Genomic DNA, 24,626 nt, shown 5'->3' with positions numbered 1-24,626 from the left:
GGGTCTGGGACAAGGCTCGGTCAAAGCAGCGAAATCGGTTGAGAATTTGGCCGCAATCCCTTTGCCGGGCATGATTATTGGCTGTTCCGCCGGAACATCGAGGAGATTGTCGTTCCTTCCGGCTTCTTTTCCTCGGCAACCGGCTGCGGCGGTGGTGCGACGGTGCGCCTCGGCACGGCCCGCCGGTGCGGCAGCGCCGGCTTGGCGCTGGCGGGTGGCTCGTTCAGGGCCAGCCGCTGGCCGTCATAGATCGCCGTCTCGCAGGTCCGCTGGACCAGGCTAAGCCCGGCGCAAATCTTGGCGGCGGTCCCGGCGTCGTTCAGCGGTCCGGCGACCAGGCGCAACTGCATGCCGAGCCCGTTGCTGTTCTCCTTGATGACGATGATCGGCCGCAGCGCAGTCAGCGGCGCGTTGGCCTTCGACTTCAAGAGGCCGCGCCACAGCGCGCGCAGTCCATTGACCGAATTTGCGGTGCCGAGATCGACGCCGAACTCGGTGCGCTGGATCTGCGCCTTCGGCGCATCGTCGCCAGCGTCGGAGTCCGGATCCGGTGTGATCACCAGCGGCGGGATCGGCGCGACGCTGACATCCTTGGCGGTCGCCGGTTTGGCCGCTTCGGTTGCCCTGTTCGGCGCAGGATCGCGCGATGCCATCAGCGGCTTGTCCGCGACCGGCGTGGCTGCCGACGACTTTGTTTCCTCGGCGCTGGCCGCGGCAACGGCGGCACTCATCGGACTGGCAACGGATGGGGTGGAGGCAGCAATCGTCGGCGAACTCTCGGAGGCGGACGGCTTCTCCGCGGCAAGCTGTGGCCTGCTCGCGGCGGCGGCTGGCTTCTTGTCGGCCGCCATAGGCTTCTCGGCCGCAGCGACCGGCTTCTCGACCGGCGCTGGCGCCTTGCTGTCGACGGATGACACCTTATCGGTGGCGACCGGCTTGTCCGATGCGGCAGGCGGGGTTGTTGCGACGGCGGCAACGGCTGGTGCCGCCGCCGCGGGCGCCGAATTGGCTGAGGCGGGCGGCGTAGCGGGCGCCGCCGGCTGTTTCGCGATCGTGCCGGTCACGGAGTCGAGGCCCTGTTCCAGCGTGGTGACGCGCGAATAGAGCCGGTCGCGGTCGCCGTTGAGCGTATCGATCGCGGAGGCCAGCCGGCGCGTTTCGTTGTGGCTCTCCTTCGCCAGCGTCTGCAGCTGCTGGGCCTGCCGTGCGATATCGGATGCGGCAACCTGGTCGCGCCGCAGCGTCAGTGCCGACTGGTTGGCCATCACGGCGATGGTGACGGCACCGACCGCAGCCGCGCCCCACGAGCCGAGCCGCCACAGCATGCGCCGATCGAGAGCATCCTCCTCGGCCAAAAAGCCGGTGGTGCTCTCGGTGTCGAAATCCGCCGCCAGATTGTCGGGATCTTTGGCCAAAGCCCGCTTGGCCCTCCTCGAGGCCCGCCGAATCACGAGGCAAAGATTAACAGGAAATGGACCGGGAACCTGAATCTGGAGGGCCGCGGAGGCGAATCGGTTTCTTCTGCCCGGGAAAACAATTAAAGACGGCCTCGAAGAAAGCCCTGCGCAGCGAACTGCGTGAACCGTCGAGGATACTGAATGACTGCGCGATCAAGCCTGACAGTGGTGCTTGCGGCCGGCGAGGGCACGCGGATGCGCTCGTCGCTACCGAAGGTGCTGCACCTGGTGGCCGGGCAGTCGTTGCTGGCGCATGTGCTCGATGCCACAGCCGCCGGCGAGGGATCGCAGCTCGCGGTCGTGATCGGTCCCGACCACGAGGCGGTCGCCGCCGAGGCGCGCCGGGTGCGGCCCGACGCGCGGATCTTCGTGCAGCGCGAGCGGCTCGGCACGGCGCATGCGGTGCTCGCTGCGCGCGAGGCGCTCGGCCGCGGCGCTGACGACCTCTTGGTCGCGTTCGGCGACACGCCGCTGATCTCGGCCGAGACCTTTGCGCGGATGCGCGCGCCGCTGCGCGAGGGCGCCGCGCTCGCGGTGCTCGGTTTCCACGCCGCCGACCCGACCGGTTACGGCCGGCTGGTGACCGGGAACGGCAAGCTCGTTGCGATCCGCGAGCATGCCGATGCCAGCGCCGGGGAGCGCAAGATCACGCTGTGCAATGCCGGCGTGATGGCGTTCGACGGCAGCAAGGCGCTCGCGATCATCGAGAAGATCGGCAATGCCAACGCCAAGGGCGAATATTATCTGACCGATGCCGTCGGCATCGTCAGGGAACTGGGACTGGAGGCCGTCGTGATCGAGACGAGCGAAGATGAAGTGCGCGGCATCAACACCAAGGCGCAGCTCGCCGAGGCCGAGGCCGTGATGCAGGCCCGGCTGCGCAAGCAGGCGCTCGAGGCCGGCGTGACCCTGATCGCGCCTGAGACGGTCTATCTCGCCGCCGACACCAAGTTCGGCAAGGACGTTGTGATCGAGCCGTTCGTGGTGATTGGACCGGGCGTTTCGATCGACGACGGCGCCGTGATCCATTCCTTCTCGCACATCGTCGAGGCCACCATCGGCAAGCAGGTGTCGGTCGGTCCCTATGCCCGGCTGCGGCCCGGCACCTCGCTCGGTGACGGCGCGCGGATTGGCAATTTCGTCGAGACCAAGGCCGCGACGCTGGAGGCCGGCGTCAAGGTCAACCATCTCTCCTATGTCGGCGACGCCCATGTCGGCGCCAATTCCAATCTCGGCGCCGGCACCATCACCTGCAATTATGACGGCTTCCTCAAGCACAAGACGCTGATCGGCGAGGGCGCCTTCGTCGGCACCAACACCTCGCTGGTCGCGCCGGTGACGATCGGCAAGGGCGCCTATATCGGCTCGGGCTCGGTCATCACCAAGAACGTCCCCGACGACGCGATGGCGCTCGAGCGCAGCGAACAGTCGATCCGCGAAGGCGGCGCCGCGCGCTATCGCGCCGCGAAGCTGAAGGCGAAGGCCGCGAAGGGGAAGTGAAGACGTCGCGCGACGTTCGCGAGCGTGTCTCATCGATATGACGTCGTCCCGGCGAATACGTAGCGCTGGCAGTGACGCGCCGCGGTTCAGGCCGCACTCTTTGCCCGGGCGGGCTCATCGGCGCCGCGCTGAACAGGACCGAGCAGGATGCGCCGCTGCATCTCGTCAAAGGCGAGATTGGCGTTCTTCTCCTGCGTGACCAGCGAGAGCAGGATCGCGACCGCGAACGATAGCGGCATGCTGACGATCGCCGGGTTGCGCAGCGACACGAACCACCATTGCTGCTCGACCGCGGCCAGCGGCTTGCCGAGAATGTCGACCTGGATGGTCGGCGACAGATAGATCAGCACCAGCGAGCTCAGCGTGCCGACGAGGATGCTCGCCACGGCTGCAGGCGTCGTGAAGCGGCGCCAGGTGATGGCGAGCACCAGCGAGGGGAAGTTGGCGGCGCAGGCGATCGAGAACGCGAGGCCCGCCATGAAGGCGACGTTCTGGCCCTCGAACGCGATACCAAGAAGGATGGCGAAGATCGAGATCATGACGGTCGCGATCCGCGCCACCTTGAGCTGCTCGGCCTCCGAAGCGGTGCCGTTCCGGATCACATTGGTCCAGACGTCATGGCAGAGCGTGGCGACGCCCGACAGCGTCAACCCCGCGACGACGGCGAGCATGGTCGCGAACGCGACCGCGCAGATGAAGCCGAAAAAGGCATTGCCGCCGACCGCGAGCGCGAGCAGCGGCGCGGCCATGTTGCCGCCGCCTCCGGCCTTGGCCACCGCGTCGGCGCCGACCAGCACCATGGCGCCGAAGCCGATGATGAAGACCATGAGATGAAAGACGCCGATCAGGCCGGTGGCATAGAGGATCGACAGCCGCGCGGCCTTGGCATCCTTCACCGTATAGGCCCGCATCAGCACATGCGGCATCGCGGCGGTCCCGAACATCAGGCCGAGCCCGAGCGAGATGGCGTCCCATTGGCCCGAGACTACCTTCGATCCCGGCTGCAGGACTTTCGTGCCGTATTTCTCGGACGCCGCGGCGAACAGCTTGAGCGGGTTCATGTCGAAATGGGTCAGCACCAGGAAGGCGAGCAGGATGCCGCCGCCCATCAGCAGCGCGGCCTTCACCACCTGCACCCAGGTCGTCGCCAGCATGCCACCGAACAGCACATAGACCAGCATGACGCTGCCGACCACGACGACCGACCAGGTGTAGGGCAGGCCGAACAGCAGCTTGATCAGCGATCCCGTCGCGACCATCTGGGCGATCAGGTAGAACAGGATGACGGCGAGCGTCCCGGCGGCGCCGGCGAGGCGCACCGGGCGCTGGCGCAGCCGATAGGCCACGACGTCGGCAAATGTAAAGCGGCCGACGTTGCGCAGCGGCTCGACGATCAGGAACAGGATGATCGGCCACCCGACCAGCCACCCGATCGAATAGATCATGCCGTCGAAGCCATTCGAGGTGACGATGCCAGCAATGCCGAGCAGGGCGGCGGCGCTCAGGAAGTCGCCTGCGAGTGCCCAGCCGTTCTGCCACGGCGTGACCTGGCCACCGGCGGCAAAAAAGTGTTCGGTGGTGCGCGTGCGCCGTGCGGCCCAATAGGTGATCGCCAGCGTCAATGCCATGAATGCAAAGAAGAACCCGATCGAAAGCGTGCTGCTGCCCATCTTGCACCGCTCCCTTAGCGAAGATCGCGGATGCCGGCGTCGAACACCCGGTTCGCCCACAGCACGTAGACCAGGCAGAGCACGAAGGAGGAGACGATGACGAGCGGGCCGAGCACGATGCAGAGCGACAGACCGGGCACCAGGATGGTGCCGAGCAGCGGCTTGTCGAACGCGAACAGCCCCATGAAGCCGAAATAGATCGCGATCATCGCAGCACTGAGCACGAGCGCGACGGTCAACCGCTTTTTGGCCAGTTTCTTGGCCAAGGCGGCGCTGGCGCTCGGCGCCAGATCGGGTTTGCCGGGAATAACCACGTTCATGCTTGCCCTCTCAAAGCTTCAGTGCGCGCTACCTTGCGCCAATCGGACGAGCTTCAGCCGGGCTCCGATGGAAGGGAACTATGGATTTTTGCAATCTGCCGTGCGCGGCTGCGCCACGGCATCGGCCAGCGTGACCTGCATGTCGGGGTCCTGCTTCAGGGTATTTTTCAAGAACGCGCGGACGGCGCGGATGCGTGGGGCAAATTGCAGGTCGCTGTGGACGTTGAGCCAGACCTCGCGAAAGGTGCCGGCGAGGGCGGGCAGCACGGGGATCAGGTCGGGCCGATCGTTGGTGGCAAAGCTCGGCAGCATGACGATGCCGAGGCCACCCGCCGCGGCGTTCATCTGCGCGATCATGCTGTTGGAGTGGAATGCGACCTTCGGCTCTTCGATGACGTCGGCGAGCCAGCGCACCGAATCGACCTGGATCAGGTCCTCGATGTAGGAGACGAACCAGTGATCGGCGAGGTCGCGCAGGCTTGCGGGCATGCCGTGATTGTCGAGATAGCTCCGGCTGGCGAACAGTCCAAGCCGAAACTTGCCGATGCGCTCGGAGATCAGGCCCGGACCCGGCGGCCGGAAGAACGACACGAACAGATCGGCTTCGCGCTTGTGGACGTAGACCGTCTGCGCTGACGTGACGAGTTCGACGGAGAGTTGCGGCGCGCTCTGACGCAGTTTCGCAAAACGTTGCGCCAGATAGAGCGAGGCGATCCCCTCCATGGTGGCGAGCCGCACGGTCCCGATCAGTTCCTGGGTGTCGTTGGCGCTGGCCTCCTCGCGAATGGCGATCACCGCGCTCTCGACCCGCTCGGCATGACGCAGCAAGCGCTCGCCGACTTCGTTGAGCTTGAGCCCAGTGCGATGGCGTTCGAACACCGCAATCCCGAGAGAAGCCTCCATCTGGGCGATACGCCGGCTCACCGTGGAATGATCCAGCCGCAGCCGTTTGGCTGTCTGGCTCAGATTGCCGGCGCGAGCGGCGCAGAGAAAGACCCGCAGATCGTCCCAGTTGATCGTATCGAACATGACCTGCCTCCGGATTGCGGCCCCTGTCAGCAAAGCAATTCCCGTTCCAACGCGCCGGACGGCTCCGATCCTTCGCAACCGACCTTGCGACAATTCCCATGCACGCCGGAAAGGTAGGGATGATACCGCTTCGCCTCCCTGGTCCTAGCCGGATTTTCGACATGCTCCCTCGTTTCAAGGCTGCCGCCGTGCACGCCGCACCCGTCTTCCTCGACAGCCGGGCGACCACCGAAAAGGCGATCGCCATCATGCGCGAGGCAGCAAGGGCTGGCGCCGAGCTGATCGCGTTTCCTGAAACCTACATTCCGGCCTTTCCGGTGTGGGCCGCCCTGTGGCCCCCGATCGACAACCACGATCTGTTCGTGCGCATGGCGGAGCAGTCGGTGCTGGTGGACGGACCGGAAGTGGCGAGGCTGTGCGCCGAGGCGCGCAGCCTCGGCGTCACCGTCTCGATCGGCATCAGCGAGCGCTCGGCCGTCAGCGTTGGCGGACTGTGGAACTCGAACCTCTTGATCGGCGAGACCGGCGAAATCCTGGTCCATCACCGCAAGCTGGTACCGACCTTCTATGAGAAGCTGGTGTGGTCGTCGGGGGACGGTGCGGGCCTCAAGGTCGCGGAGACGCGGCAGGGCCGGATCGGTGGGCTGATCTGTGGAGAGAACACCAATCCATTGGCCCGCTTCGCATTGATGGCGCAGGGCGAGCAGGTGCACATCTCGAGCTGGCCGCCGATGTGGCCGACAAGGCGCCCGGCGGGCGGCGGCAATTTCGACAATGTCGCCGCCAACCGCATCCGTGCCAGCGCGCACTGCTTCGAAGCCAAGGTCTTCGGAATCGTCACCGCCGGCTACATGGACCAGCCGATGCGGGCCTTCCTCATCGAACGCGACAGAGCCATCGCCGACGTGATCGACCAGACGCCGCGTGCAGCGAGCTTCTTCGTCGATCCGACGGGAGGCGTCTTTGGCGATGAGTTGCAGGACCAGGAGGGGATCGCTTATGCGGAGATCGATCTCAATCGCTGCGTCGAGCCGAAGCAGTTTCACGACGTGGTCGGCTACTACAACCGCTTCGACATCTTCGGCATGACGGTCGACCGCCGCCGGCTTACTCCGGCGCGCTTTCGCGATGAAGAACTGCAAACTGCGAAAGCGAGCGACGAGGCGCTTCTGTCCGTCGACGTTGATATCGCCGATCGCTGATTTGGATCGCTGCTCAGCAGTCCTGTTGCCAATGCGGGAATGTCTGGCTACGGTTTACCCCAGGTAAGCCCTTAAAGCGCTCGTTCGATCGGCCGGACGCTCATGCCCAAATTCCTTCGCATCGGAGTGCATCAGTCGAACGTGTCCGGATACACGTCGAAGGCATGGTGCATTCGACGCACCGGCTCGACCGTGTTCCTGAAGTGGGGCGCGGTGGAGGTGCAGGGCGCCGGAGCCGGGCGAAAGGTCTATTGGACCTTTCCACCGCAGGAAAAAACCATTCGCTGCCGCACCGTACAGCGTGCCCAGGACTACACCAAAGCCGCCATCGCGCGGCGGCGCAGCCATAGCTATGAACCGCTGACCGGAAATATCGCGAACCGGCGCCGGACCGCCGACCGAAGTTCGGAGCTGAAGCAGGCGCTCGCCACCATCCTCTACGTCGATATCGTCCGATCCACCGAAAAGGCAGCCCGGCTCGGCGACGCGCGCTGGGCAACGGTGATGAATCACTATTACGCCGCGGTTCGCCGCGAGCTGAAGGCGTTGCGCGGCAAGGAGGTTGTGACCACCGGGGACGGCGTGCTGGCGACGTTCGGCGTGCCGGTGGCCGGGGTGCGTTGCGCGACCGCGATCCGTGACGCCGTGCGCACGCTGGGGCTCGAGATCCGGGTGGGGTTGCACGCCGGCGAATACAAGGTCAGCGGCGCGGAGGTCATCGGCCTTGCGTTTCACATCGGCGCCCGCGTCGCCGCGAAAGCGCGGGCCGGCGAGGTGCTGGTCTCGAGCGCGGTCAGGAATCTGATGCTGGAGTCCGAGATCCGTTTCAAGGATCGCGGCGCGCACCAGCTCAAGGGCGTGCCGGAGCGCTGGCGGCTCTACCGGGTCGAACCATAGAGCGTCTTGCCAGCGTGGCGCCGGTTTCGCAGCCCGCAGGTCAGGTGAAGGCGACCTCGATCCGGTTGTCGGCCTTCGCGGTGATCCGGCAGGCCCGCGACAGCGCGTCGGCGGCGATCGCGAGCTTGAACTGGTCGGGAATGCCCGAGGTCGACATCACCTCGATCGTCGCGGTGTCGCGGGACAGGCCGCGCACTGTGCAGTCGATCGTCGAATGGCCGGCGTTGAAGCTGATCGTGCCGGCCTTGAACACCCGCCGCGCGGTCGGTGCAATCGACGGCGCCCGCTCGACCCAGGCCAGCGCCTGGTTGCGGCCACCTTGCTTGGCGCCGTACATCGCAAGGTCGGCGTTGCGCAGCATGTCGTCGAAGCAGTTGCCGGGCGAGAGCACCGCGCCGCCAAGGCTGCAGGTGACGCCGATCGTGCCGGCCGGTGTATCGATCCGCGTCGCCGCGACGGCGGCGCGCACCTTCTCGAGCACGCCCATCGCCTGATCGAGCCTGGTGTGCGGCAGCAGGATGCCGAATTCCTCGCCGCCGAGCCGACCGATCACGTCGGAGCCGCGCACCGCGCCGCGTGCTGCGTCTGCGACCGCCGCCAGCACCATGTCGCCGACCGCATGGCCGTAGGTATCGTTGACTGCCTTGAAGTGATCGACATCGAGCACCGCGCAGGACAGCGGGCTCAGATGGCGTGTCGCCAGCGCGGTCAGCCGCTCGCCTTCGCCGCGGAAGGCGCGCCGCGAGGAGCAGCCGGTGAGGCCGTCCTGCATCGACAGGTTCCGCAGCTTCAATTCGTCGACCGCGATCGCGGCGAGATCGACCAGCATGCTGGTCGCCTCGGCGTCAAAGTCATCGCGCGGGCGGGTGTCGATGGCGCACAGGCTGCCGATCACGACACCGGACAATTTGAGCTGTGCGCCGGCATAGAAGCGGACGAACGGTGCGCCACGCACGAAGATGTTGTCGGCGAAGCGCGAGTCGCGCGTCATATCTGGGACGACCAGCGGCTCATCGAGCGTAATGGTCACATTGCACGGCGCCGGGCGCCGGTCGGTTTCGCGCAGGTCCAGCCCGTCGGAGGCTTTGAACCATTGCCGGTGGCCGTCGATGAAGGTCATCGTCGACATCGGTACGCGAAAGATCTTGCGGCATAGCGATGTCAGGCGGTCAAATGCCAGTTCGCGCGGCGTGTCGAGGATGTCGAGTTCCGCGAGCGTATCGAGGCGACGGGCCTCGCGATCATGCGCAGTGTGCATCGGGGTACCTCCGGCGGCGGCACCCTCTCCGAAAGGCGTTAATGCTGCGTTGACGTGATCCGACATGTTCGCCGGTGGCGGTTTCACTGGCTTTAGCAGGCGACGAGGCAAAACACGTCATGCGCAATCATGCCGCGACTGTCTTGATTGGAGTCTTTTGCAGCCTGGTGACGTATTTCAGCGCCGCACGACTGTACCAATGGGCCGAGACCGGACACCTGGCCGTGCTGTCCCGGAAGACGCACGACCAACCCGAGTTCGTTTCCTGGAGCGACGACCGGCTCAGCTTGGTGCTGCTGTTCGCGCTTTATCTGTTTTTCCTCAAGAACGGACTGCACGGCATGCTGGTCACGTGCCGCGACGTCTGGCTGCGCGGCCGGGGTTGGGAACCGTGATCGAATATCTAGTCCAAGCACTGGTCGAAACGATCTTCACAAAGACCGGTCGCGGGCTGTGGGGGCTCCTCGGTCTGCGGCCGCACGACGTCGTGGCGATGATCAGCGGAATGATATTCTGGGCCTTCGTGAGCATATTCGCTTACGCCAAGATGCATGGGTAGAAGCTCAAGGCTGGGCTGCCGTAGACGGATCCCGACGACGCGCTCTTGCCAAAATAGTTAGCCCCGATTAACCAGCCCTTCGCACCAACCTTGCCGCTTAAGACTGTCGCAATCGGCAATAATTATTGAGTATCTTGCGACCGGCGATTCCCGTTAAGGGACCGTGTCGCCGCTTCGGCAAATTTTCGGCGATTTTTGGGGACATTGAACCGCATGTGCGGCATCGTCGGCATTCTTGGACGCGCTCCGGTCGCGGAGCAATTGGTGGATTCGCTGAAGCGGCTGGAGTATCGCGGCTATGATTCGGCCGGTGTCGCCACGCTGGAGAATGGCTCGCTGGCGCGGCGCCGCGCCGAGGGCAAGCTGAAAAACCTCGAGGCGCGGCTGCAGGCCAAGCCGCTCGGCGGCCACACCGGCATCGGCCACACCCGCTGGGCCACCCACGGCCGGCCGACCGAGAACAACGCGCATCCGCACTCAACCGAACGCGTCGCCGTGGTGCATAACGGCATCATCGAGAATTTCCGCGAGCTGCGCGAGGAACTCGAGCACAAGGGCGCGGTGTTCGCGACCGAGACCGATACCGAGGTCGTGGTGCATCTGGTCGACGATCTGCTCACGGGCGGCGTCAAGCCGATCGAGGCGGTGAGGGCGGTGCTCTCGCAGCTGCGGGGTGCCTTTGCGCTCGGCTTCATCTTCGCCGGCCAGGACGATCTGATGATCGGCGCCCGCAACGGCCCGCCGCTCGCGGTCGGCCATGGCGACGGCGAGATGTATCTCGGCTCCGATGCGATCGCGCTCGGGCCGTTCACCGATACGATCAGCTATCTCGAGGACGGCGACTGGGTGGTGCTGACCCGCAAGGGCGCCACGATCTTCGACAAGGACAACGCCATCGTCCATCGCGAGGCGATCAAGCACACGACTGCAACGGCTTTGGTCGACAAGGCGAATTATCGCCACTTCATGGCGAAGGAGATCCACGAGCAGCCGGAAGTGGTCGGGCACACGCTCGCACGTTATGTCGACATGGCGACCGAGCGCGTCACCTTGCCGGTCAAGCTGCCGTTCGACTTCAAGGACATCCAGCGCATCTCGATCACGGCCTGCGGCACCGCGAGCTATGCCGGTTTTGTCGCAAAATACTGGCTGGAGCGGCTGGCGCGGCTGCCGGTCGAGCTCGATGTCGCCTCGGAATTCCGCTACCGCGAGGCGCCGCTGCGCAAGGGCGACCTTGCGATCTTCATCTCGCAGTCCGGCGAGACTGCCGACACGTTGGCGGCGCTGCGCTACGCCAAGGCGCAGGGCGCGCACACGCTCTCGGTCGTCAACGTGCCGACCTCGACGATCGCGCGCGAGAGCGAGACCGTGCTGCAGACGCTGGCCGGTCCCGAGATTGGCGTCGCCTCGACCAAGGCGTTCACCTGCCAGCTGATGGTGCTGGCCTCGTTCGCGGTTGCCGCCGGCAAGGCGCGCGGCGAGCTGTCCGATGCCGACGAGGCCAAGCTGGTGCATGGCCTTGTCGAGATCCCGCGTCTGATGTCGGAAGCGCTCACGTCGGAGCTGCAGATCGAGAAGCTGGCGCGCGAGATCTCGAAGTCGCGCGACGTGCTCTATCTCGGCCGCGGCACCAGCTATCCGCTGGCGCTGGAAGGCGCGCTGAAGCTGAAGGAGATCTCCTACATCCATGCCGAGGGCTACGCCGCCGGCGAGCTCAAGCACGGGCCGATCGCGCTGATCGACGAGCACATGCCGGTCGTGGTGATCGCGCCCTATGACAAGGTGTTCGAGAAGACCGTCTCCAACATGCAGGAGGTCGCCGCCCGCGGCGGCAAGATCATCCTGATGACCGACGCCAAGGGCGCCGCGGAGGCGACCATCCAGTCGCTGGTGACGATCGTGATGCCGGACATGGGGGCGACCTTCGCGCCGATGGTCTATGCCGTGCCGGTGCAGCTGCTCGCCTATCATACAGCCGTCGTGATGGGCACCGACGTCGATCAGCCGCGGAATCTGGCCAAATCGGTCACGGTCGAATAGCCGCAAGCCGGGCCGTCACGCGGGCCCTTCAAAAATGCGTCAGAATGGCTTAGCTGGGTGGTGGGCAACGGCCGCTTCGATGCCGCTTCGACGACCTTGGAACCGCAATGACCTCCAACCAAGTGCCTCCCGTCACGGGTGATTTGCCCCCGGATGCCCCTCGCGGGCTGATGGCGCGTTTCCGCAACTATTTCCTGACCGGCCTGGTGGTGGCCGGCCCGGTTGCGATCACGCTGTATCTGACCTGGTGGTTCGTGAACTGGGTCGACAATCTGGTCCGGCCGTTCGTGCCGACGGCCTACCGGCCGGAGACCTATCTGCCGTTCGGGCTGCCCGGTTCCGGCCTGATCGTCGCCGTCATCGCGCTGACCTTGCTCGGCTTCCTCACCGCCAACCTGATCGGCCGAACCCTGGTCGACCTCGGCGAGCGGCTGCTCGGGCGAATCCCTGCGGTGCGCGCGATCTATCGCGGCCTGAAGCAGGTGTTCGAGACGCTGTTCTCCGGCAACGGCTCGAGCTTCCGCCGCGTCGGCCTGGTCGAGTTTCCCTCGCCCGGGATGTGGTCGATCGTGCTGATCTCGCAGGCGCCGAGCGCCGAGCTCGCCGCCAGCTTCCCCGGCGAGGAGGAGCATATCTCGGTGTTCCTGCCGTGCGCGCCGAACCCGACCACCGGTTTCTTCTTCTACGTGCCGAAGAGCAAGATCATCGAGATCGAGATGAGCACCGAGGATGCCGCGACGCTTATCATGTCGGCCGGCGTGGTACAGCCCGGCGCCAACGATCCGAAGCGCGCCGCAGCGCTTGCCGGCATGGCCAACGCCGCGCGGATCGCCAACCAGGCCTCGCTGCAGCCGGCCACTCAGCCCACGCCGGCGAAGGTGGAGTAGGGGCCCCGCTCCATCCCGTCATTGCGAGGAGCGAAGCGACGAAGCAATCCATGGCTCCGCATATGCTGCGCGATTGATTGCTTCGCTTCGCTCGCAATGACGGTGGGAAGGGCTCGCAATGATGCGGTTGGCCGCTACCCCGCGCCGATCAGCGGCACGGCCTCGTCGCGTTCGTAGAGGTAGAGCAGGACCCGCAGCGCTTCGCCGCGTTCGCCCTTCAGCTTCGGATTGTCCTTCAAGATCCGCAGCGCCTCGTCGCGCGCCTGGGTGATGAGCTGGCCGTGCACCTCGGAGCGCGCGATGCGGTAGCCGGGCAGGCCGCTCTGGCGGATGCCGAGCACGTCGCCTTCGCCGCGCAGCTTCAGATCTTCCTCGGCGATCCGGAAGCCATCGGTGGTCTCGCGGATCACCTTGAGCCGCGCCTTCGACATCTCGCCGAGCGGCTCCTTGTAGAGCAACAGGCAGGTCGAGGCCTCCGAGCCGCGGCCGATGCGGCCGCGCAGCTGGTGCAATTGCGCGAGGCCAAAGCGTTCGGCGTTCTCGATCACCATGATGGTCGCCGCCGGCACGTCGACGCCGACCTCCACCACCGTGGTCGCGACCAGCAAGCCGATCTCATGCGCAGCGAATTGCGCCATCACGCGATCCTTCTCGGTGCCTTTCATCTGGCCGTGCACCAGGCCGACGCGATCGCCGAACCGCTGCTGCAGGCTCTCGAAACGTTCGGTCGCGTTGGTGAGGTGTTCGGTGCCCTCGGCCTCGGACTCATCGACCAGCGGGCAGATCCAGTACACCAGCTTGCCGGCGCCAAGCGCGCGGCCGACGCCGTCCATGACATCCTCGATCCGGCTCATCGGCACCGCGCGGGTGTCGATCGGCTGGCGGCCGGCGGGTTTTTCGCGCAGCTCCGAGACGTCCATGTCGCCAAAATAGGTCAGCACGAGCGTGCGCGGGATCGGCGTCGCGCTCAGCACCAGCACGTCGACGGCCTCGCCCTTGGAGGTCAGCGCGAGGCGCTCGCGCACGCCGAAGCGATGCTGCTCGTCGACCACGGCGAGCGCCAGCGCCTTGTAGGTCACGTCGTCCTGGATCAGTGCATGGGTGCCGACCAAAAGATCGATCTCGCCGGCCTCGAGCCGCGCCAGCAGCTCGCGGCGCTCCTTGCCTTTCTCGCGGCCGGTCAGGATCGCAACCCGCATGCCGGCGCGTTCGGCGAGCGGCGCGATGGTCTTGATGTGCTGGCGCGCCAGGATTTCGGTCGGCGCCATCAGCGCCGCCTGCTTGCCGGCTTCCGCGACGGCGGCGGCCGCCATCAGCGCCACCACGGTCTTGCCGGAACCGACGTCGCCCTGCACGAGGCGCAGCATCCGTACCGGTTGGCGCAGATCCTCGATGATCGCCGCGACCGCCTGCTGCTGCGACTTGGTCAGCGCATAGGGCAGGGCGTCGATGATCCGGTTGCGCAGATGGCCGTCGCCGGCGTTGCGGACGCCGGCGGGGCGGCGCAGGGTGGCGCGGATCAAGGCCAGCGCGAGCTGGCCGGCGAGCAATTCGTCGAACGCGAGGCGTGACCAGAACGGGCCGTCGGGCAGGATGTCGGTGAGTTCAATCGGAACATGGACGCGGGTCAGCGCCTCCTGGATCGGCGGAAAGTTGCAGCGGCGCAGCACCTCGGGACTGATCCACTCCGGTAGCTCCGGCAGCTTGGTCAGCGCCTGAGCGATGGCGCGGCGGAGCGAGCCGATCGCGAGCCCCTCGGTCAACGGATAGACCGGATCGATACCGGACAGTTTTGCAAATCCGGCTTCATCGATGACCCGGTCCGGATGCACGATCTGCGGGATGCCGTCATACATCGCCAGCGTGCCGGAAACGTAGCGCTTCTCGCCGACCGGCAAGAGCTTCTCGACATAGCCGGGCTGGGCGCGGAAGAACGTCAGGACGACATCGCCGGTGTCGTCGCTGGCATAGACGAGATAGGGCGCGCGCGAATTGCGGGGCGGCGGCCGATGGCGGTCGACGGTGACTTCCAGTGTGACCATGGTTCCGACCGCGGCGTCGCGGATCTTCGGCCGCGCGCGGCGATCGATCACGCTCGCCGGCAGATGCAGCAGCAGATCCACCAGCCGCGGCGTCTCGCTGCGGTCCAGCAGATAGCGCAGCAGCTTGTCCTGCTTCGGGCCGACACCCTGCAAGGTCGTGACCTGGGCAAACAGCGGATTGAGCAGGCTGGGGCGCATCGGTGCCTTTACACACGACTCACGGCATGCGCGCAAGGCAACCGCAAAAGGCGGCAAATGAGGGCTGACATGGGCCGCCGCCATCGCTATATCAAGCGCGCCCGGCACGTCCGGGCTTTTGGCGTTCGATGGATTTTGGAACATGACGGGATCGACACGATCGAGCCAGGGGCTCGATGACCGCCGCAAGCGGCTTTTGTTTCGCTGCTGGCATCGCGGCACCCGGGAGATGGACCTGATCCTCGGCCGGTTCGCCGATGCCAGCATCGCCGACCTGTCCGATCAGGAGCTCGGCGAACTCGAGCATTTGATCGAGGTGCCGGACCCCGACCTCTATGCCGCGCTGACCGGCGACAAGGTGCTGGCGGCGGAATATGCGACCGCGCTGTTCGCTCGCATCAAGGCGTTCCGGGTCGCGGATCCCAGCGCATGAAACAGCCGATGAAATCGCCGGTCGCAATGCTCGCGCCCGGCCGGGTGCTGACCATCGCCAACGTCGCCGAGGGCGCCGAGGGGCTCGTCATCTCCGACCTGGCGCGCGCCATCGCCGCGCAGCCGAAGCGGCCCGCGGTCAGTCTCGCAGTGGTGTGCCGCGACGGCGCGCGGATGCAGCAGCTCGCCCGCGCGCTGGAGTTCTTTGCGCCCGATATCGCGGTGCTGCAGGTTCCGGCCTGGGACTGCCAGCCTTACGATCGGGTCTCGCCGCATTCCGGTATTTTGGCGCAACGCCTGACCACGCTCGCCAAGCTGTCGCGGCTGGTCGGCAGCGATAAGCCGCTGATCGTGTTGACCACGGTGAACGCCGCGGTGCAGCGGGTGCCGGCGCGCGATCAGGTCGCGGCGCAGGCGCTGTCGGTTGCACCCGGTAACGTCGTGCCGATGGATTCGGTCGTTGCGTGGCTCGAGCACAACGGCTACACCCGCTCGTCGACCGTGCGTGAGCCAGGCGAATATGCCGTGCGCGGCGGCATCCTCGATCTGTTTCCGGCCGGCCTTGACCAGCCGGTGCGCTTCGACTTCTTCGGCGACTCCCTTGAATCGATCCGCACTTTCGATGCCGAGACCCAGCGCACGCATCTGGACATGCGCGGACTCGATCTCGTGCCGGTCTCCGAATTCCAGCTCACGACCGAAACCATCCGCCGTTTCCGCATGGGCTATGTCGCGGCGTTCGGCGCGCCTGAACGTGACGACCAGCTCTATGAAGCGGTCTCCGAGGGGCGCCGCCATCCCGGCATGGAACACTGGCTGCCGCTGTTCCAGGAGCGGATGGACACGCTGTTCGACTATCTCGACGGTGCAACCATCGCGATCGAGCCGCAGGGCGAGGACGCCGCGCGCGAACGCTTCTCGCAGATATCAGACTATTACGACGCGCGGCGCGAGGCGCTGGAGCATCCCGGCAGCGGCGCGATCTACAAGCCGCTGCCGCCGGACAAGCTCTATCTGACCGAAGCCGAATGGACCAAACTGCTCGGCGAGGCGCCGCTGGCGCGGCTGACGCCGTTCGCAGTGCCCGAAGGCTCGCCCGACGTATTCGACGCCGGTGCCCGGCAGGGCCGCAACTTCGCGCCGGAGCGCGCCGATACCAACGTCAACGTGTTCGAGGCCGTGGTCGGCCATATCGGCGCGCTGCAGTCGCAACGCAAGAAGGTCATCGTCGCGCTGTGGAGCGAGGGCTCGCGCGACCGCATGGGTGCGATGCTGCGCGACCACAAGCTGCTCAACACCACCAGCGTCAACACCTGGCGGATCGTGCAGGCAACCCCGCGCAACGAGACAATGCTCGCCGTACTCGGCATGGAGTCCGGCTTCGAGACCGACGAATTCGCTGTTATCAGCGAGCAGGACATTCTCGGCGACCGCCTGGTGCGGCCGCGCAAGGCGAGCCGCAAGCTCGACAATTTCATCTCCGAGGTGACGAGCCTTGCGACCGGCGATCTCGTCGTCCATGTCGAGCACGGCATTGGCCGCTTCGTCGGGCTGCAGACGCTGGAAGTCTCCGGCGCGCCGCATGATTGTCTTGAGCTGCACTATGCGGCAGAGACGAAGCTGTTCCTGCCGGTCGAGAACATCGAGCTGCTGTCGCGCTACGGCTCCGACAGCGCCAATGTCGAGCTCGATCGCCTGGGCGGCGGCGGTTGGCAGGCGCGCAAGGCGAAGCTCAAGAACCGGATCCGCCAGATCGCCGGCGAATTGATCAAGATCGCAGCCGAGCGGCAGCTGCACGAGGCGCCGAAATTCCCGCTGCAGCCGCACGTCTATGACGAGTTCTGCGCACGCTTCCCCTATGAGGAGACCGAGGATCAGCTGGGGGCCATCACCTCGACCCTGAAGGACCTCGAGATCGGCCGCCCGATGGACCGCCTGATCTGCGGCGACGTCGGCTTCGGCAAGACCGAGGTGGCGTTGCGCGCGGCGTTCGCCGTAGCGCTTGAGGGCAGGCAGGTCGCGGTCGTGGTGCCGACCACGCTGCTGGCGCGGCAGCACTCGCGCACCTTCACCGAGCGCTTCAAGGGTTTCCCGGTCAATGTGGCGCAGGCCTCGCGGCTGGTGTCGACCAAGGAGTTGAACCAGGTCAAGAAGGGGCTCGCCGACGGCAGCGTCGACATCGTGGTCGGCACCCACGCGCTGCTCGGCAAGGCCATCAAGTTCAAGGACCTCGGCCTCTTGATCGTCGACGAGGAGCAGCATTTCGGCGTCAGCCACAAGGAGCGGCTGAAGCAGCTACGTGCCCAGGTCCATGTGCTGACGCTGTCGGCGACCCCGATCCCGCGCACGCTGCAGCTAGCGCTGACCGGCGTCCGCGAGCTCTCGATCATTGCCTCGCCGCCGGTCGATCGCCTCGCGGTGCGCACCTTCGTCGCGCCGCACGATCCCCTGATGATCCGCGAGGCGCTGCTGCGCGAGCGCTACCGCGGCGGTCAGGCGTTCTACGTCGTGCCGCGGATCGAGGATCTCGCCGGCGTCAAGGATTTCCTCGACAAGAACGTGCCGGAGATGAAGGTTGCGGTCGCGCACGGCCAGATGCCGCCGACCGTGATCGAGGACATCATGTCGGCGTTCTACGACGGCAAATACGACATCCTGCTCTCGACCACGATCGTCGAATCCGGTCTCGACATCCCGAACGCCAACACGCTGATCGTGCACCGCGCCGACATGTTCGGTCTCGCCCAGCTCTACCAGCTGCGCGGCCGCGTCGGCCGCTCGAAGCTGCGAGCCTATGCGCTGTTCACGCTGCCGGCCCAGCAGAAGATCACGGCGCAGGCGGAGCGGCGGCTCAAGGTGCTGCAGTCGCTGGAGACGCTTGGCGCCGGCTTCCAGCTTGCCTCGCACGACCTCGACATCCGCGGCGCCGGCAATCTGCTTGGCGAGGAGCAGTCCGGCCACATCAAGGAAGTCGGCTTCGAACTGTACCAGTCGATGCTGGAGGAGGCGATCGTCAACCTCAAGGCCGGCGTCGCCGAGCCCGCCGCCGACCGCTGGTCGCCGCAGATCACGATCGGCATGCCGGTCCTGATCCCGGAGGACTACGTCAACGACCTCAGCGTGCGGCTGTCGCTCTATCGGCGCCTCGCCGATCTGGAGACCGACGACGAGATCGACGCCTTCGCCGCCGAGATGCGCGACCGCTTCGGCGTGCTGCCCGACGAGGTGCGCTATCTGTTCAAGGTCGCGGCGATCAAGGCCTACTGCCGCAGGGCCAATGTCGGCAAGGTCGATGCCGGCCCGAAGGGCGCCGTGATCGCGTTCCGCGACAACAGCTTTGCGCATCCGGAGCGGCTGGTGACGTTCATTCGCCAGCACGGCCAAGCCGCAAAGGTACGCCCCGACATGAAGGTGGTGTTCTTCCAGGAATGGGATACGCCGGAGGAGCGGCTCGCCGGCACCACCGAGATCCTGCGCCAGCTCGCCAACCTTGCGGAGAGCAAGAAGGCGGCGTGAGGCATTCGCGCCCGGCAGGCACGGCTGTGGCATCGGGGGCGAGGTGATCGGCGTTTGTCGCAAGCTTGGCATGGCCGCGCTTGTGCCGGTCACGACTGTTCTGAAACGTCCAGAAACATTTGGAGAGGGCGGATCGCTCGCGGCGATCGAACGGAATATTCAAGGCGGGCGCGAAGGTCCCACATTGTGAACAACAGGCGAGGAACATTGGACTTTTGCCAACGCGACCTTGACGGCCTTTGCGCGATTTGTAAGCTGGTCGTGTATTTAGTTCAGATCGGCCTTTATATTTTGGATGACGTAGTAACTTGAATCTGGTTCGCGTCCCGCCAGCATTTCAACTGCTCTCCAAAACTCAGTGATCAGGAGCTCGCGCCAAGTGAATTGGCGAGGGCTTGCAGGCGTCTTGATTCCGCTGTCGGCAGGATTTCGGGCGGGCCGGGCCGCGGGATGAATTGCACGACGGACGTATTGCATTTCGTAGGTTTTTTTTCGGGGGGTCTATGGGGGTGTTCGTTTCCAGCGGAAGCACCGCTTCTGTTTCCAATACGCAAAGCGGCAATACAGTCCAGGACGGCGGCACGCTCTACGTGCTGAATGGCGGGACGATCAGCAGCACGCTCGATGTCGGCACTGTCGTTGTGTCCTCCGGCGGCACCGATATCGGCGACACCGTATCCTACGATTCAAATGGTGCCGCGCAGTTGTATGTTCTCGGCACCATCATCAGCGCCGTGATCGACGGCGGCAACGCGATCCTCGGCTTCAGCTATGTCCCTTCATACACAACCGGCGTTGGAACCGCGATCAACACCACGATCAGTGGCGGCCGACTGTCAGTGGACACCGGCTCAACCGCGAGTAACACCACGCTCGACAGCGGCGGCAGGCTAGACCTGTTCGGCGGCACCGCCAGCAATACGACTGTCAGTGGGGGAGGACAGGAAATCTATGGCGGTACCGCGTTCAACACGACGGTTGTGAGCGGCGGATACCAGTACATCTCGAACGACTACAACAACAACCCTAACGCCTACGGCAGCGCATTCGCGTCCAATACGACATTGCAAGGCGGTTCCGAACAGATCGTTGGATTTCTTGGGGCCGGCTCTGCGGTCAGCACCGTCGTCGACGCCAGTACGCAGTACATAGGCTATGCCGCCTTCGGGAGCGCCGGTATTGGTTACGCCAGCAATACCACCGTTACCGATGGCGGAATCCAGTACATTGCGCCATACGGCTACATTGAAACCGGCACAGCCGTCAGTACGACGGTCACCGGCAGCGGCAGCATCCAATACGTCGGCAGTGGCCAATACTGCGGAAGCGCAACGGCGATCTCCACCACGCTGATCGCGGGCGGCGAACAGATCGTGTGGGGCGGCGGCGTGTACAGCCCCATCGCCAGCAGCACGGTGATCAGCTCCGGCGGCGCCCAGATCGTTTCATCCGGGGGCATCGCCAGGACTACGGTGATCAGCGCCGGCGGCACCGAGACCGTGATGGCGGGCGGCATCGCCAGCAGCACAGTGATCAGCTCCGGCGGCACCGAGGTCGTTTCGTCCGGCGGCACCGCAAGCGGCATCACTGTCGATAGCGGCGGCACCTTGATTCTCATCGCCGGCGCCAATGTCACGAACGTGACCAGCAATGGCGGCACGGTTGTGATCGAAAGCGCCCCTGTGACCGTCAGCAGCGGATCGTCCTACACGGTGTCGAGCGGACAAACCGACACCGGTGATACCGTGCTCAATGGCGGTTCGATGTTCGTTGCCTCGGGCGGGACAGCCGTCAGCACCACCGTCAGCAGCGGCGGCCTTCTGACCATCAGCAAGGGCGGCAACGACACGGGTACGACCATCTCTTCCGGCAGCACCGAAGTGGTCGCTGGGAACGATGCGAATGCCGTCGTTGCAAGTGGCGCGACGATGTTCGTCAGCAGCGGCGGTGCGGCCAGCGGAACGCTCGTCTCCGGGGGAACGCTCGACGTGCTGGGTGGTGGATTTGCCACTGGAACGACGGTCTCGGCGGGCGGCACTCTGAATGTCACGGGGACCACGTCCAATACGGTCGCGGTGTTGAGCGGCGGCATCGAGAACGTCTCGTCCGGTGGCGTGATCCAGGGCACCATCAGCGGCACGGCTGGTACGGGAACGTTCGTCGCGGCGGGCGGAACGCTCAACGTGCTGGCTGGAGGCTCGGCCAGCATGATCAACGTGTCCGGCACGCTCAACGTGCGGGGCAAGATCACCAGCAATGTCACCATTCAGAGCGGCGGCCACGAAATCGTCTCGGCAGGTGGCTCCGTCACCGGCGTTACCGGTTCGGGGACCGCAATTTCCGGGCTGGTCGACGTTCTCTCCGGAGCGTCGTTCGAATACGCGACAGTCTTCAATGGCGGTGACCTGAATGTCTCGTCCGGCGCGACGGCGGACCATATCTCCGTCTCGAGCGGCGGTATCTTCAACGTCGGCGGTACGGTTCTGAGCAATGTCGCGGTCTTTGCCGGCGGCATCGAGAACGTTTTCTCCGGAGGTGTGGTCACCGGCGTGACCGGCTCCGGGACCGGCATTTCGGGCGGCACGGTGAACGTGTCGTCGGGAGGCGCGATCGACCACACGACCGTCATCAGTGGCGGCGTCTTGAACGTTCGGTCCGGAGCGACTGCGCACAATGTTTCCGTCTCCAGCGGCGGTACGTTCAATGTGGCCGGCGCAGTGACCAGCAACGTGGTGGTGTTTGCCGGCGGCGCGGAAATCGTCTCCTCCGGCGGGTCGACAGGTCCGGTGTCGATCTCGGGCGGCGTGGTCGAGTTGCAGGCGGGCAGCACCGCGAGCGGCGGCATCACCTTCAGCGGGTCCGGCGGTCAGCTGAAGATCGACAGCACGTCGTTGGCCGGCACGACCATCGGCAGTCTGGTCTTGGGCGACAGCATCGATCTGGCAGGCCTCAATTTCGTCTCCGGCGGGTCGGCGACCTTGCTCGCCGGCAACATCCTGCATGTCACCGAGGGAGCCTCCTCCTTCGATCTGCAGCTTGATGCAACGCCCGGCGTGCGCTTCAGCGTCAGCGCGGATTCCGGCACCGGCACGCTGGTCACGACGCGCGCCGATGTCGCACCGGTGACGTCCGCGTCCAACGTCACGGCAGTTCGTGGCGAGAGCTCTGCGCTGGCGTCCAGCCTCTTCACCGCTTCGGACGCCGATGGCGATCCCATCACCCAATATGCGTTCTGGGACACGCAGGGTAACGGCCACTGGGCCATCAACGGCGTCGTCCAGGCCACTAACGCCGAGATCGATGTTGTGGCGGCGAACCTGTCGCAGGTGAGCTACGTCTTCGGTCCAAGCGGATCGACTGACACGCTTTACGTTCGGGCTAATGACGGCACGGCTTGGAGCAGCTGGACTGCATTCACGGCCAAAGCATTCGCCGACACCGCGCCGACCGTGAACGCAGTCAACGTGACTGCGGCGCACGGCCAAACGTCGATTGCCGCATCCAGCCTGTTCACAGTGAGCGATCCGGACGGCGACACGATGACCCAGTATGCGCTCTGGGACACCGGAGGAAGCGGTCATTGGGTGGTGAACGGCGTGGCGCAGGCCGCCAACACCGAGATCGATATTACGGCGGCGCAGCTGTCGCAGACGAGCTACGTCTTCGGGCCCACAGGGTCGGCACCCGATACGTTGTACATCAAGGCGAACGATGGAACGTTGTGGGGAGGCTGGACCGCGTTCACGGCAACGCCAGGATCCGATCACGCTCCGGTTGCGACGGCGCAGAACGTGACCGCCAGTCACGGCCAGACGTCGGCGCTCGCCTCGAGCCTCTTCTCGGTGTCGGACGCCGAGAACGATGCGATCACCCAGTACGCGTTCTGGGACACCGGCGGCAACGGTCACTGGGTGGTCAATGGAGTCGCCCAGGCAGCCAATGTCGAGATCGATGTTGCGGCGGCGAACCTGTCGCAGGTCAGCTACATGTTTGGTCCCGGCAGCTCTCCATCCGATACGCTCTACGTGCGGGCCAATGACGGCATGCTGTGGGGAGGTTGGACCGCGTTCACGGCATCACCGGGCTCCGACACGGCTCCGGTGGTGACGGCGCAGAACGTGACCGCCAGTCACGGCCAGACGTCGGCGCTCGCCTCGAGCCTCTTCTCGGTGTCGGACGCCGAGAACGATGCGATCACCCAGTACGCGTTCTGGGACACCGGCGGCAACGGCCACTTTGTGGTCAATGGAGTCGCCCAGGCAGCCAATGTCGAGATCGATGTCTCGGCGGCGAACCTGTCGCAGGTCAGCTACATGTTTGGTCCCGGCGGCTCGACGCCAGATACGCTCTACGTGCGGGCCAACGACGGATCGAAGTGGGGCGCCTGGGCCGCATTCACGGCGACCCCGGGACCTGATCAGGCTCCGGTGGTAACGGCGCAGAACTTGGCAGCGGTTCACGGCGAGTTTTCAACGCTCGCCTCGAGCCTGTTCTCTGTCTCCGACGCCGAGAACGATGCGATCACCCAATACGCATTCTGGGACACCGGCGGCAACGGCCACTTTGTGGTCAATGGCGTTGTCCAGGCCGCCAATACCGAAATCGACGTCGCGGCGGCAAACCTGTCACAGGTCAGCTACGTGTTCGGTCCCGGCGGCTCAACGCCGGACACGCTCTACGTGCGGGCCAACGACGGATCGAAGTGGGGCGCCTGGGCCGCATTCACGGCGACCCCGGGACCTGATCAGGCTCCGGTGGTAACGGCGCAGAACTTGGCAGCGGTTCACGGCGAGTTTTCAACGCTCGCCTCGAGCCTGTTCTCTGTCTCCGACGCCGAGAACGATGCGATCACCCAATACGCATTCTGGGACACCGGCGGCAACGGCCACTTTGTGGTCAATGGTGTCGCCCAGGCGGCCGGCGTCGAGATCGATGTGTCGGCGGCGAACCTGTCGCAGGTCAGCTATGTGTTCGGCCCCGGCGGCTCGACGGCAGATACGCTCTATGTGCGGGCCAATGACGGCAGCATGTGGGGTGCGTGGAAGGGATTCTCCGCGACACCCGGACCCGATCAGCCTCCGGTGGTGACGGCGTCGAACACGACTGGAATCCACGATCATTCGGTGGCGGCCTCGACCCTGTTTTCGGTCTCGGATCCCGATCTAGGCGATACCATCACCCAGTACGCGTTCTGGGACACCGGCGGCAACGGCCACTTTGTGGTCAATGGGGTCGCGCAGGCGGCCGGCGTCGAGATCGATGTTGCGGCGGCGAACCTGTCGCAGGTGAGCTACGTGTTCGGCCCCGGCGGCTCGGCATCGGATACGCTCTGGGTGAAGGCCAATGACGGCAGCATGTGGAGCGCCTGGAAGAGCTTCACGGCAACCGCCACCAACCAGGCGCCGACGGTCTCGGTCGCCAACGTCGTGACGGTCTCGGGGCAGACCTTTGCTGCATCGAACCTGTTCAGCGCGACGGACGCGGATGGCGATGCCATCACGAAATATGCGCTGTGGGATTCGAATACCAACGGGCATTGGAGCGTCAACGGAGCTACGCAGGCCGCGAATACCGAGATCGACATCACGGCGGCGCAACTTTCCCAGACCACCTATCAGG

General features: G+C 65.4%; 15 protein-coding genes. 9 read left to right on the top strand and 6 right to left on the bottom strand.

Features of this window, described 5'->3' with window-relative positions; genetic code table 11:
- Positions 1 to 74: 74 nt before the first annotated feature.
- Positions 75 to 1,415 carry a hypothetical protein gene (locus AKN83_RS00075; protein WP_063695119.1) on the bottom strand — a complete coding sequence of 447 codons (1,341 nt, stop codon included), beginning with the start codon at positions 1,413 to 1,415 and terminating at the stop codon, positions 75 to 77.
- Positions 1,416 to 1,598: 183 nt separating this feature from the next.
- On the opposite strand from AKN83_RS00075, the gene glmU reads away from it, so the two are divergent.
- On the top strand, positions 1,599 to 2,957 hold the full coding sequence (gene glmU / locus AKN83_RS00070) for a bifunctional UDP-N-acetylglucosamine diphosphorylase/glucosamine-1-phosphate N-acetyltransferase GlmU (protein ID WP_050400317.1): 1,359 nt from the start codon (positions 1,599 to 1,601) through the stop codon (positions 2,955 to 2,957).
- A gap of 86 nt (positions 2,958 to 3,043) precedes the next feature.
- Here the strand turns inward: glmU and AKN83_RS00065 are convergent, their stop codons facing one another.
- The 3 genes from AKN83_RS00065 to AKN83_RS00055 form a co-directional block, all read right to left on the bottom strand.
- Positions 3,044 to 4,627, bottom strand: a complete 1,584-nt coding sequence (locus AKN83_RS00065; RefSeq protein ID WP_050400316.1) for a solute symporter family protein — start codon at positions 4,625 to 4,627, stop codon at positions 3,044 to 3,046.
- Positions 4,628 to 4,641: 14 nt separating this feature from the next.
- Positions 4,642 to 4,947, bottom strand: coding sequence for a DUF485 domain-containing protein (locus AKN83_RS00060; protein WP_050400315.1), 306 nt, complete (start codon positions 4,945 to 4,947; stop codon positions 4,642 to 4,644).
- Positions 4,948 to 5,025: 78 nt separating this feature from the next.
- Positions 5,026 to 5,976 carry a LysR family transcriptional regulator gene (locus AKN83_RS00055; RefSeq protein WP_050400314.1) on the bottom strand — a complete coding sequence of 317 codons (951 nt, stop codon included), beginning with the start codon at positions 5,974 to 5,976 and terminating at the stop codon, positions 5,026 to 5,028.
- Positions 5,977 to 6,137: 161 nt separating this feature from the next.
- Between AKN83_RS00055 and AKN83_RS00050 the strand changes: the two genes are divergently transcribed.
- On the top strand, positions 6,138 to 7,178 hold the full coding sequence (locus AKN83_RS00050; protein ID WP_050400313.1) for a carbon-nitrogen hydrolase family protein: 1,041 nt from the start codon (positions 6,138 to 6,140) through the stop codon (positions 7,176 to 7,178).
- A gap of 102 nt (positions 7,179 to 7,280) precedes the next feature.
- The gene (locus AKN83_RS00045; RefSeq protein WP_050400312.1) at positions 7,281 to 8,075 is read left to right on the top strand and encodes an adenylate/guanylate cyclase domain-containing protein; all 795 of its coding nucleotides are present in this window, start codon (positions 7,281 to 7,283) and stop codon (positions 8,073 to 8,075) included.
- A gap of 40 nt (positions 8,076 to 8,115) precedes the next feature.
- Here the strand turns inward: AKN83_RS00045 and AKN83_RS00040 are convergent, their stop codons facing one another.
- The gene (locus AKN83_RS00040) at positions 8,116 to 9,333 is read right to left on the bottom strand and encodes a GGDEF domain-containing protein (protein WP_063695118.1); all 1,218 of its coding nucleotides are present in this window, start codon (positions 9,331 to 9,333) and stop codon (positions 8,116 to 8,118) included.
- Between the two features lie 119 nt (positions 9,334 to 9,452).
- On the opposite strand from AKN83_RS00040, the gene AKN83_RS00035 reads away from it, so the two are divergent.
- From AKN83_RS00035 to AKN83_RS00025, 3 genes are all read left to right on the top strand, one after another.
- Positions 9,453 to 9,728, top strand: coding sequence for a hypothetical protein (locus AKN83_RS00035; protein ID WP_050405423.1), 276 nt, complete (start codon positions 9,453 to 9,455; stop codon positions 9,726 to 9,728).
- Positions 9,729 to 10,105: 377 nt separating this feature from the next.
- Positions 10,106 to 11,932, top strand: coding sequence for a glutamine--fructose-6-phosphate transaminase (isomerizing) (glmS, locus tag AKN83_RS00030; RefSeq protein ID WP_050405424.1), 1,827 nt, complete (start codon positions 10,106 to 10,108; stop codon positions 11,930 to 11,932).
- 107 nt (positions 11,933 to 12,039) lie between these two features.
- Positions 12,040 to 12,819: a DUF502 domain-containing protein gene (locus AKN83_RS00025; protein ID WP_050405425.1), complete on the top strand. Its 780-nt coding sequence runs from the start codon at positions 12,040 to 12,042 to the stop codon at positions 12,817 to 12,819.
- A gap of 134 nt (positions 12,820 to 12,953) precedes the next feature.
- Here the strand turns inward: AKN83_RS00025 and recG are convergent, their stop codons facing one another.
- Positions 12,954 to 15,059, bottom strand: coding sequence for an ATP-dependent DNA helicase RecG (gene recG / locus AKN83_RS00020; protein WP_050405426.1), 2,106 nt, complete (start codon positions 15,057 to 15,059; stop codon positions 12,954 to 12,956).
- Between the two features lie 142 nt (positions 15,060 to 15,201).
- Between recG and AKN83_RS00015 the strand changes: the two genes are divergently transcribed.
- The 3 genes from AKN83_RS00015 to AKN83_RS00005 form a co-directional block, all read left to right on the top strand.
- The gene (locus AKN83_RS00015) at positions 15,202 to 15,492 is read left to right on the top strand and encodes an FAD assembly factor SdhE (protein ID WP_050405429.1); all 291 of its coding nucleotides are present in this window, start codon (positions 15,202 to 15,204) and stop codon (positions 15,490 to 15,492) included.
- Positions 15,489 to 19,007: a transcription-repair coupling factor gene (gene mfd, locus AKN83_RS00010; protein ID WP_050405427.1), complete on the top strand. Its 3,519-nt coding sequence runs from the start codon at positions 15,489 to 15,491 to the stop codon at positions 19,005 to 19,007. The genes AKN83_RS00015 and mfd overlap by 4 nt, the downstream gene beginning before the upstream one ends.
- A 503-nt stretch (positions 19,008 to 19,510) precedes the next feature.
- Positions 19,511 to 24,626: AIDA repeat-containing protein (locus AKN83_RS00005; RefSeq protein ID WP_063695117.1), on the top strand; the 5,116-nt coding region annotated here is incomplete at its 3' end.

The organism is Bradyrhizobium embrapense (genome assembly GCF_001189235.2).
Lineage (GTDB): Bacteria > Pseudomonadota > Alphaproteobacteria > Rhizobiales > Xanthobacteraceae > Bradyrhizobium > Bradyrhizobium embrapense.
This window is presented reverse-complemented; position numbering and strand designations above follow the sequence as displayed.

What these genes read in the sequence shown, in the direction of transcription:
- AKN83_RS00060 (WP_050400315.1), bottom strand. Translation starts at nt 4,947, where the DNA reads ATGAACGTGGTTATTCCCGGCAAACCCGATCTGGCGCCGAGCGCCAGC.
- AKN83_RS00050 (WP_050400313.1), top strand. Translation starts at nt 6,138, where the DNA reads ATGCTCCCTCGTTTCAAGGCTGCCGCCGTGCACGCCGCACCCGTCTTC.
- AKN83_RS00035 (WP_050405423.1), top strand. Translation starts at nt 9,453, where the DNA reads ATGCGCAATCATGCCGCGACTGTCTTGATTGGAGTCTTTTGCAGCCTG.
- AKN83_RS00025 (WP_050405425.1), top strand. Translation starts at nt 12,040, where the DNA reads ATGACCTCCAACCAAGTGCCTCCCGTCACGGGTGATTTGCCCCCGGAT.
- AKN83_RS00045 (WP_050400312.1), top strand. Translation starts at nt 7,281, where the DNA reads ATGCCCAAATTCCTTCGCATCGGAGTGCATCAGTCGAACGTGTCCGGA.
- mfd (WP_050405427.1), top strand. Translation starts at nt 15,489, where the DNA reads ATGAAACAGCCGATGAAATCGCCGGTCGCAATGCTCGCGCCCGGCCGG.
- glmU (WP_050400317.1), top strand. Translation starts at nt 1,599, where the DNA reads ATGACTGCGCGATCAAGCCTGACAGTGGTGCTTGCGGCCGGCGAGGGC.
- recG (WP_050405426.1), bottom strand. Translation starts at nt 15,059, where the DNA reads ATGCGCCCCAGCCTGCTCAATCCGCTGTTTGCCCAGGTCACGACCTTG.
- AKN83_RS00015 (WP_050405429.1), top strand. Translation starts at nt 15,202, where the DNA reads ATGACGGGATCGACACGATCGAGCCAGGGGCTCGATGACCGCCGCAAG.
- AKN83_RS00040 (WP_063695118.1), bottom strand. Translation starts at nt 9,333, where the DNA reads ATGCACACTGCGCATGATCGCGAGGCCCGTCGCCTCGATACGCTCGCG.
- AKN83_RS00065 (WP_050400316.1), bottom strand. Translation starts at nt 4,627, where the DNA reads ATGGGCAGCAGCACGCTTTCGATCGGGTTCTTCTTTGCATTCATGGCA.
- AKN83_RS00055 (WP_050400314.1), bottom strand. Translation starts at nt 5,976, where the DNA reads ATGTTCGATACGATCAACTGGGACGATCTGCGGGTCTTTCTCTGCGCC.
- glmS (WP_050405424.1), top strand. Translation starts at nt 10,106, where the DNA reads ATGTGCGGCATCGTCGGCATTCTTGGACGCGCTCCGGTCGCGGAGCAA.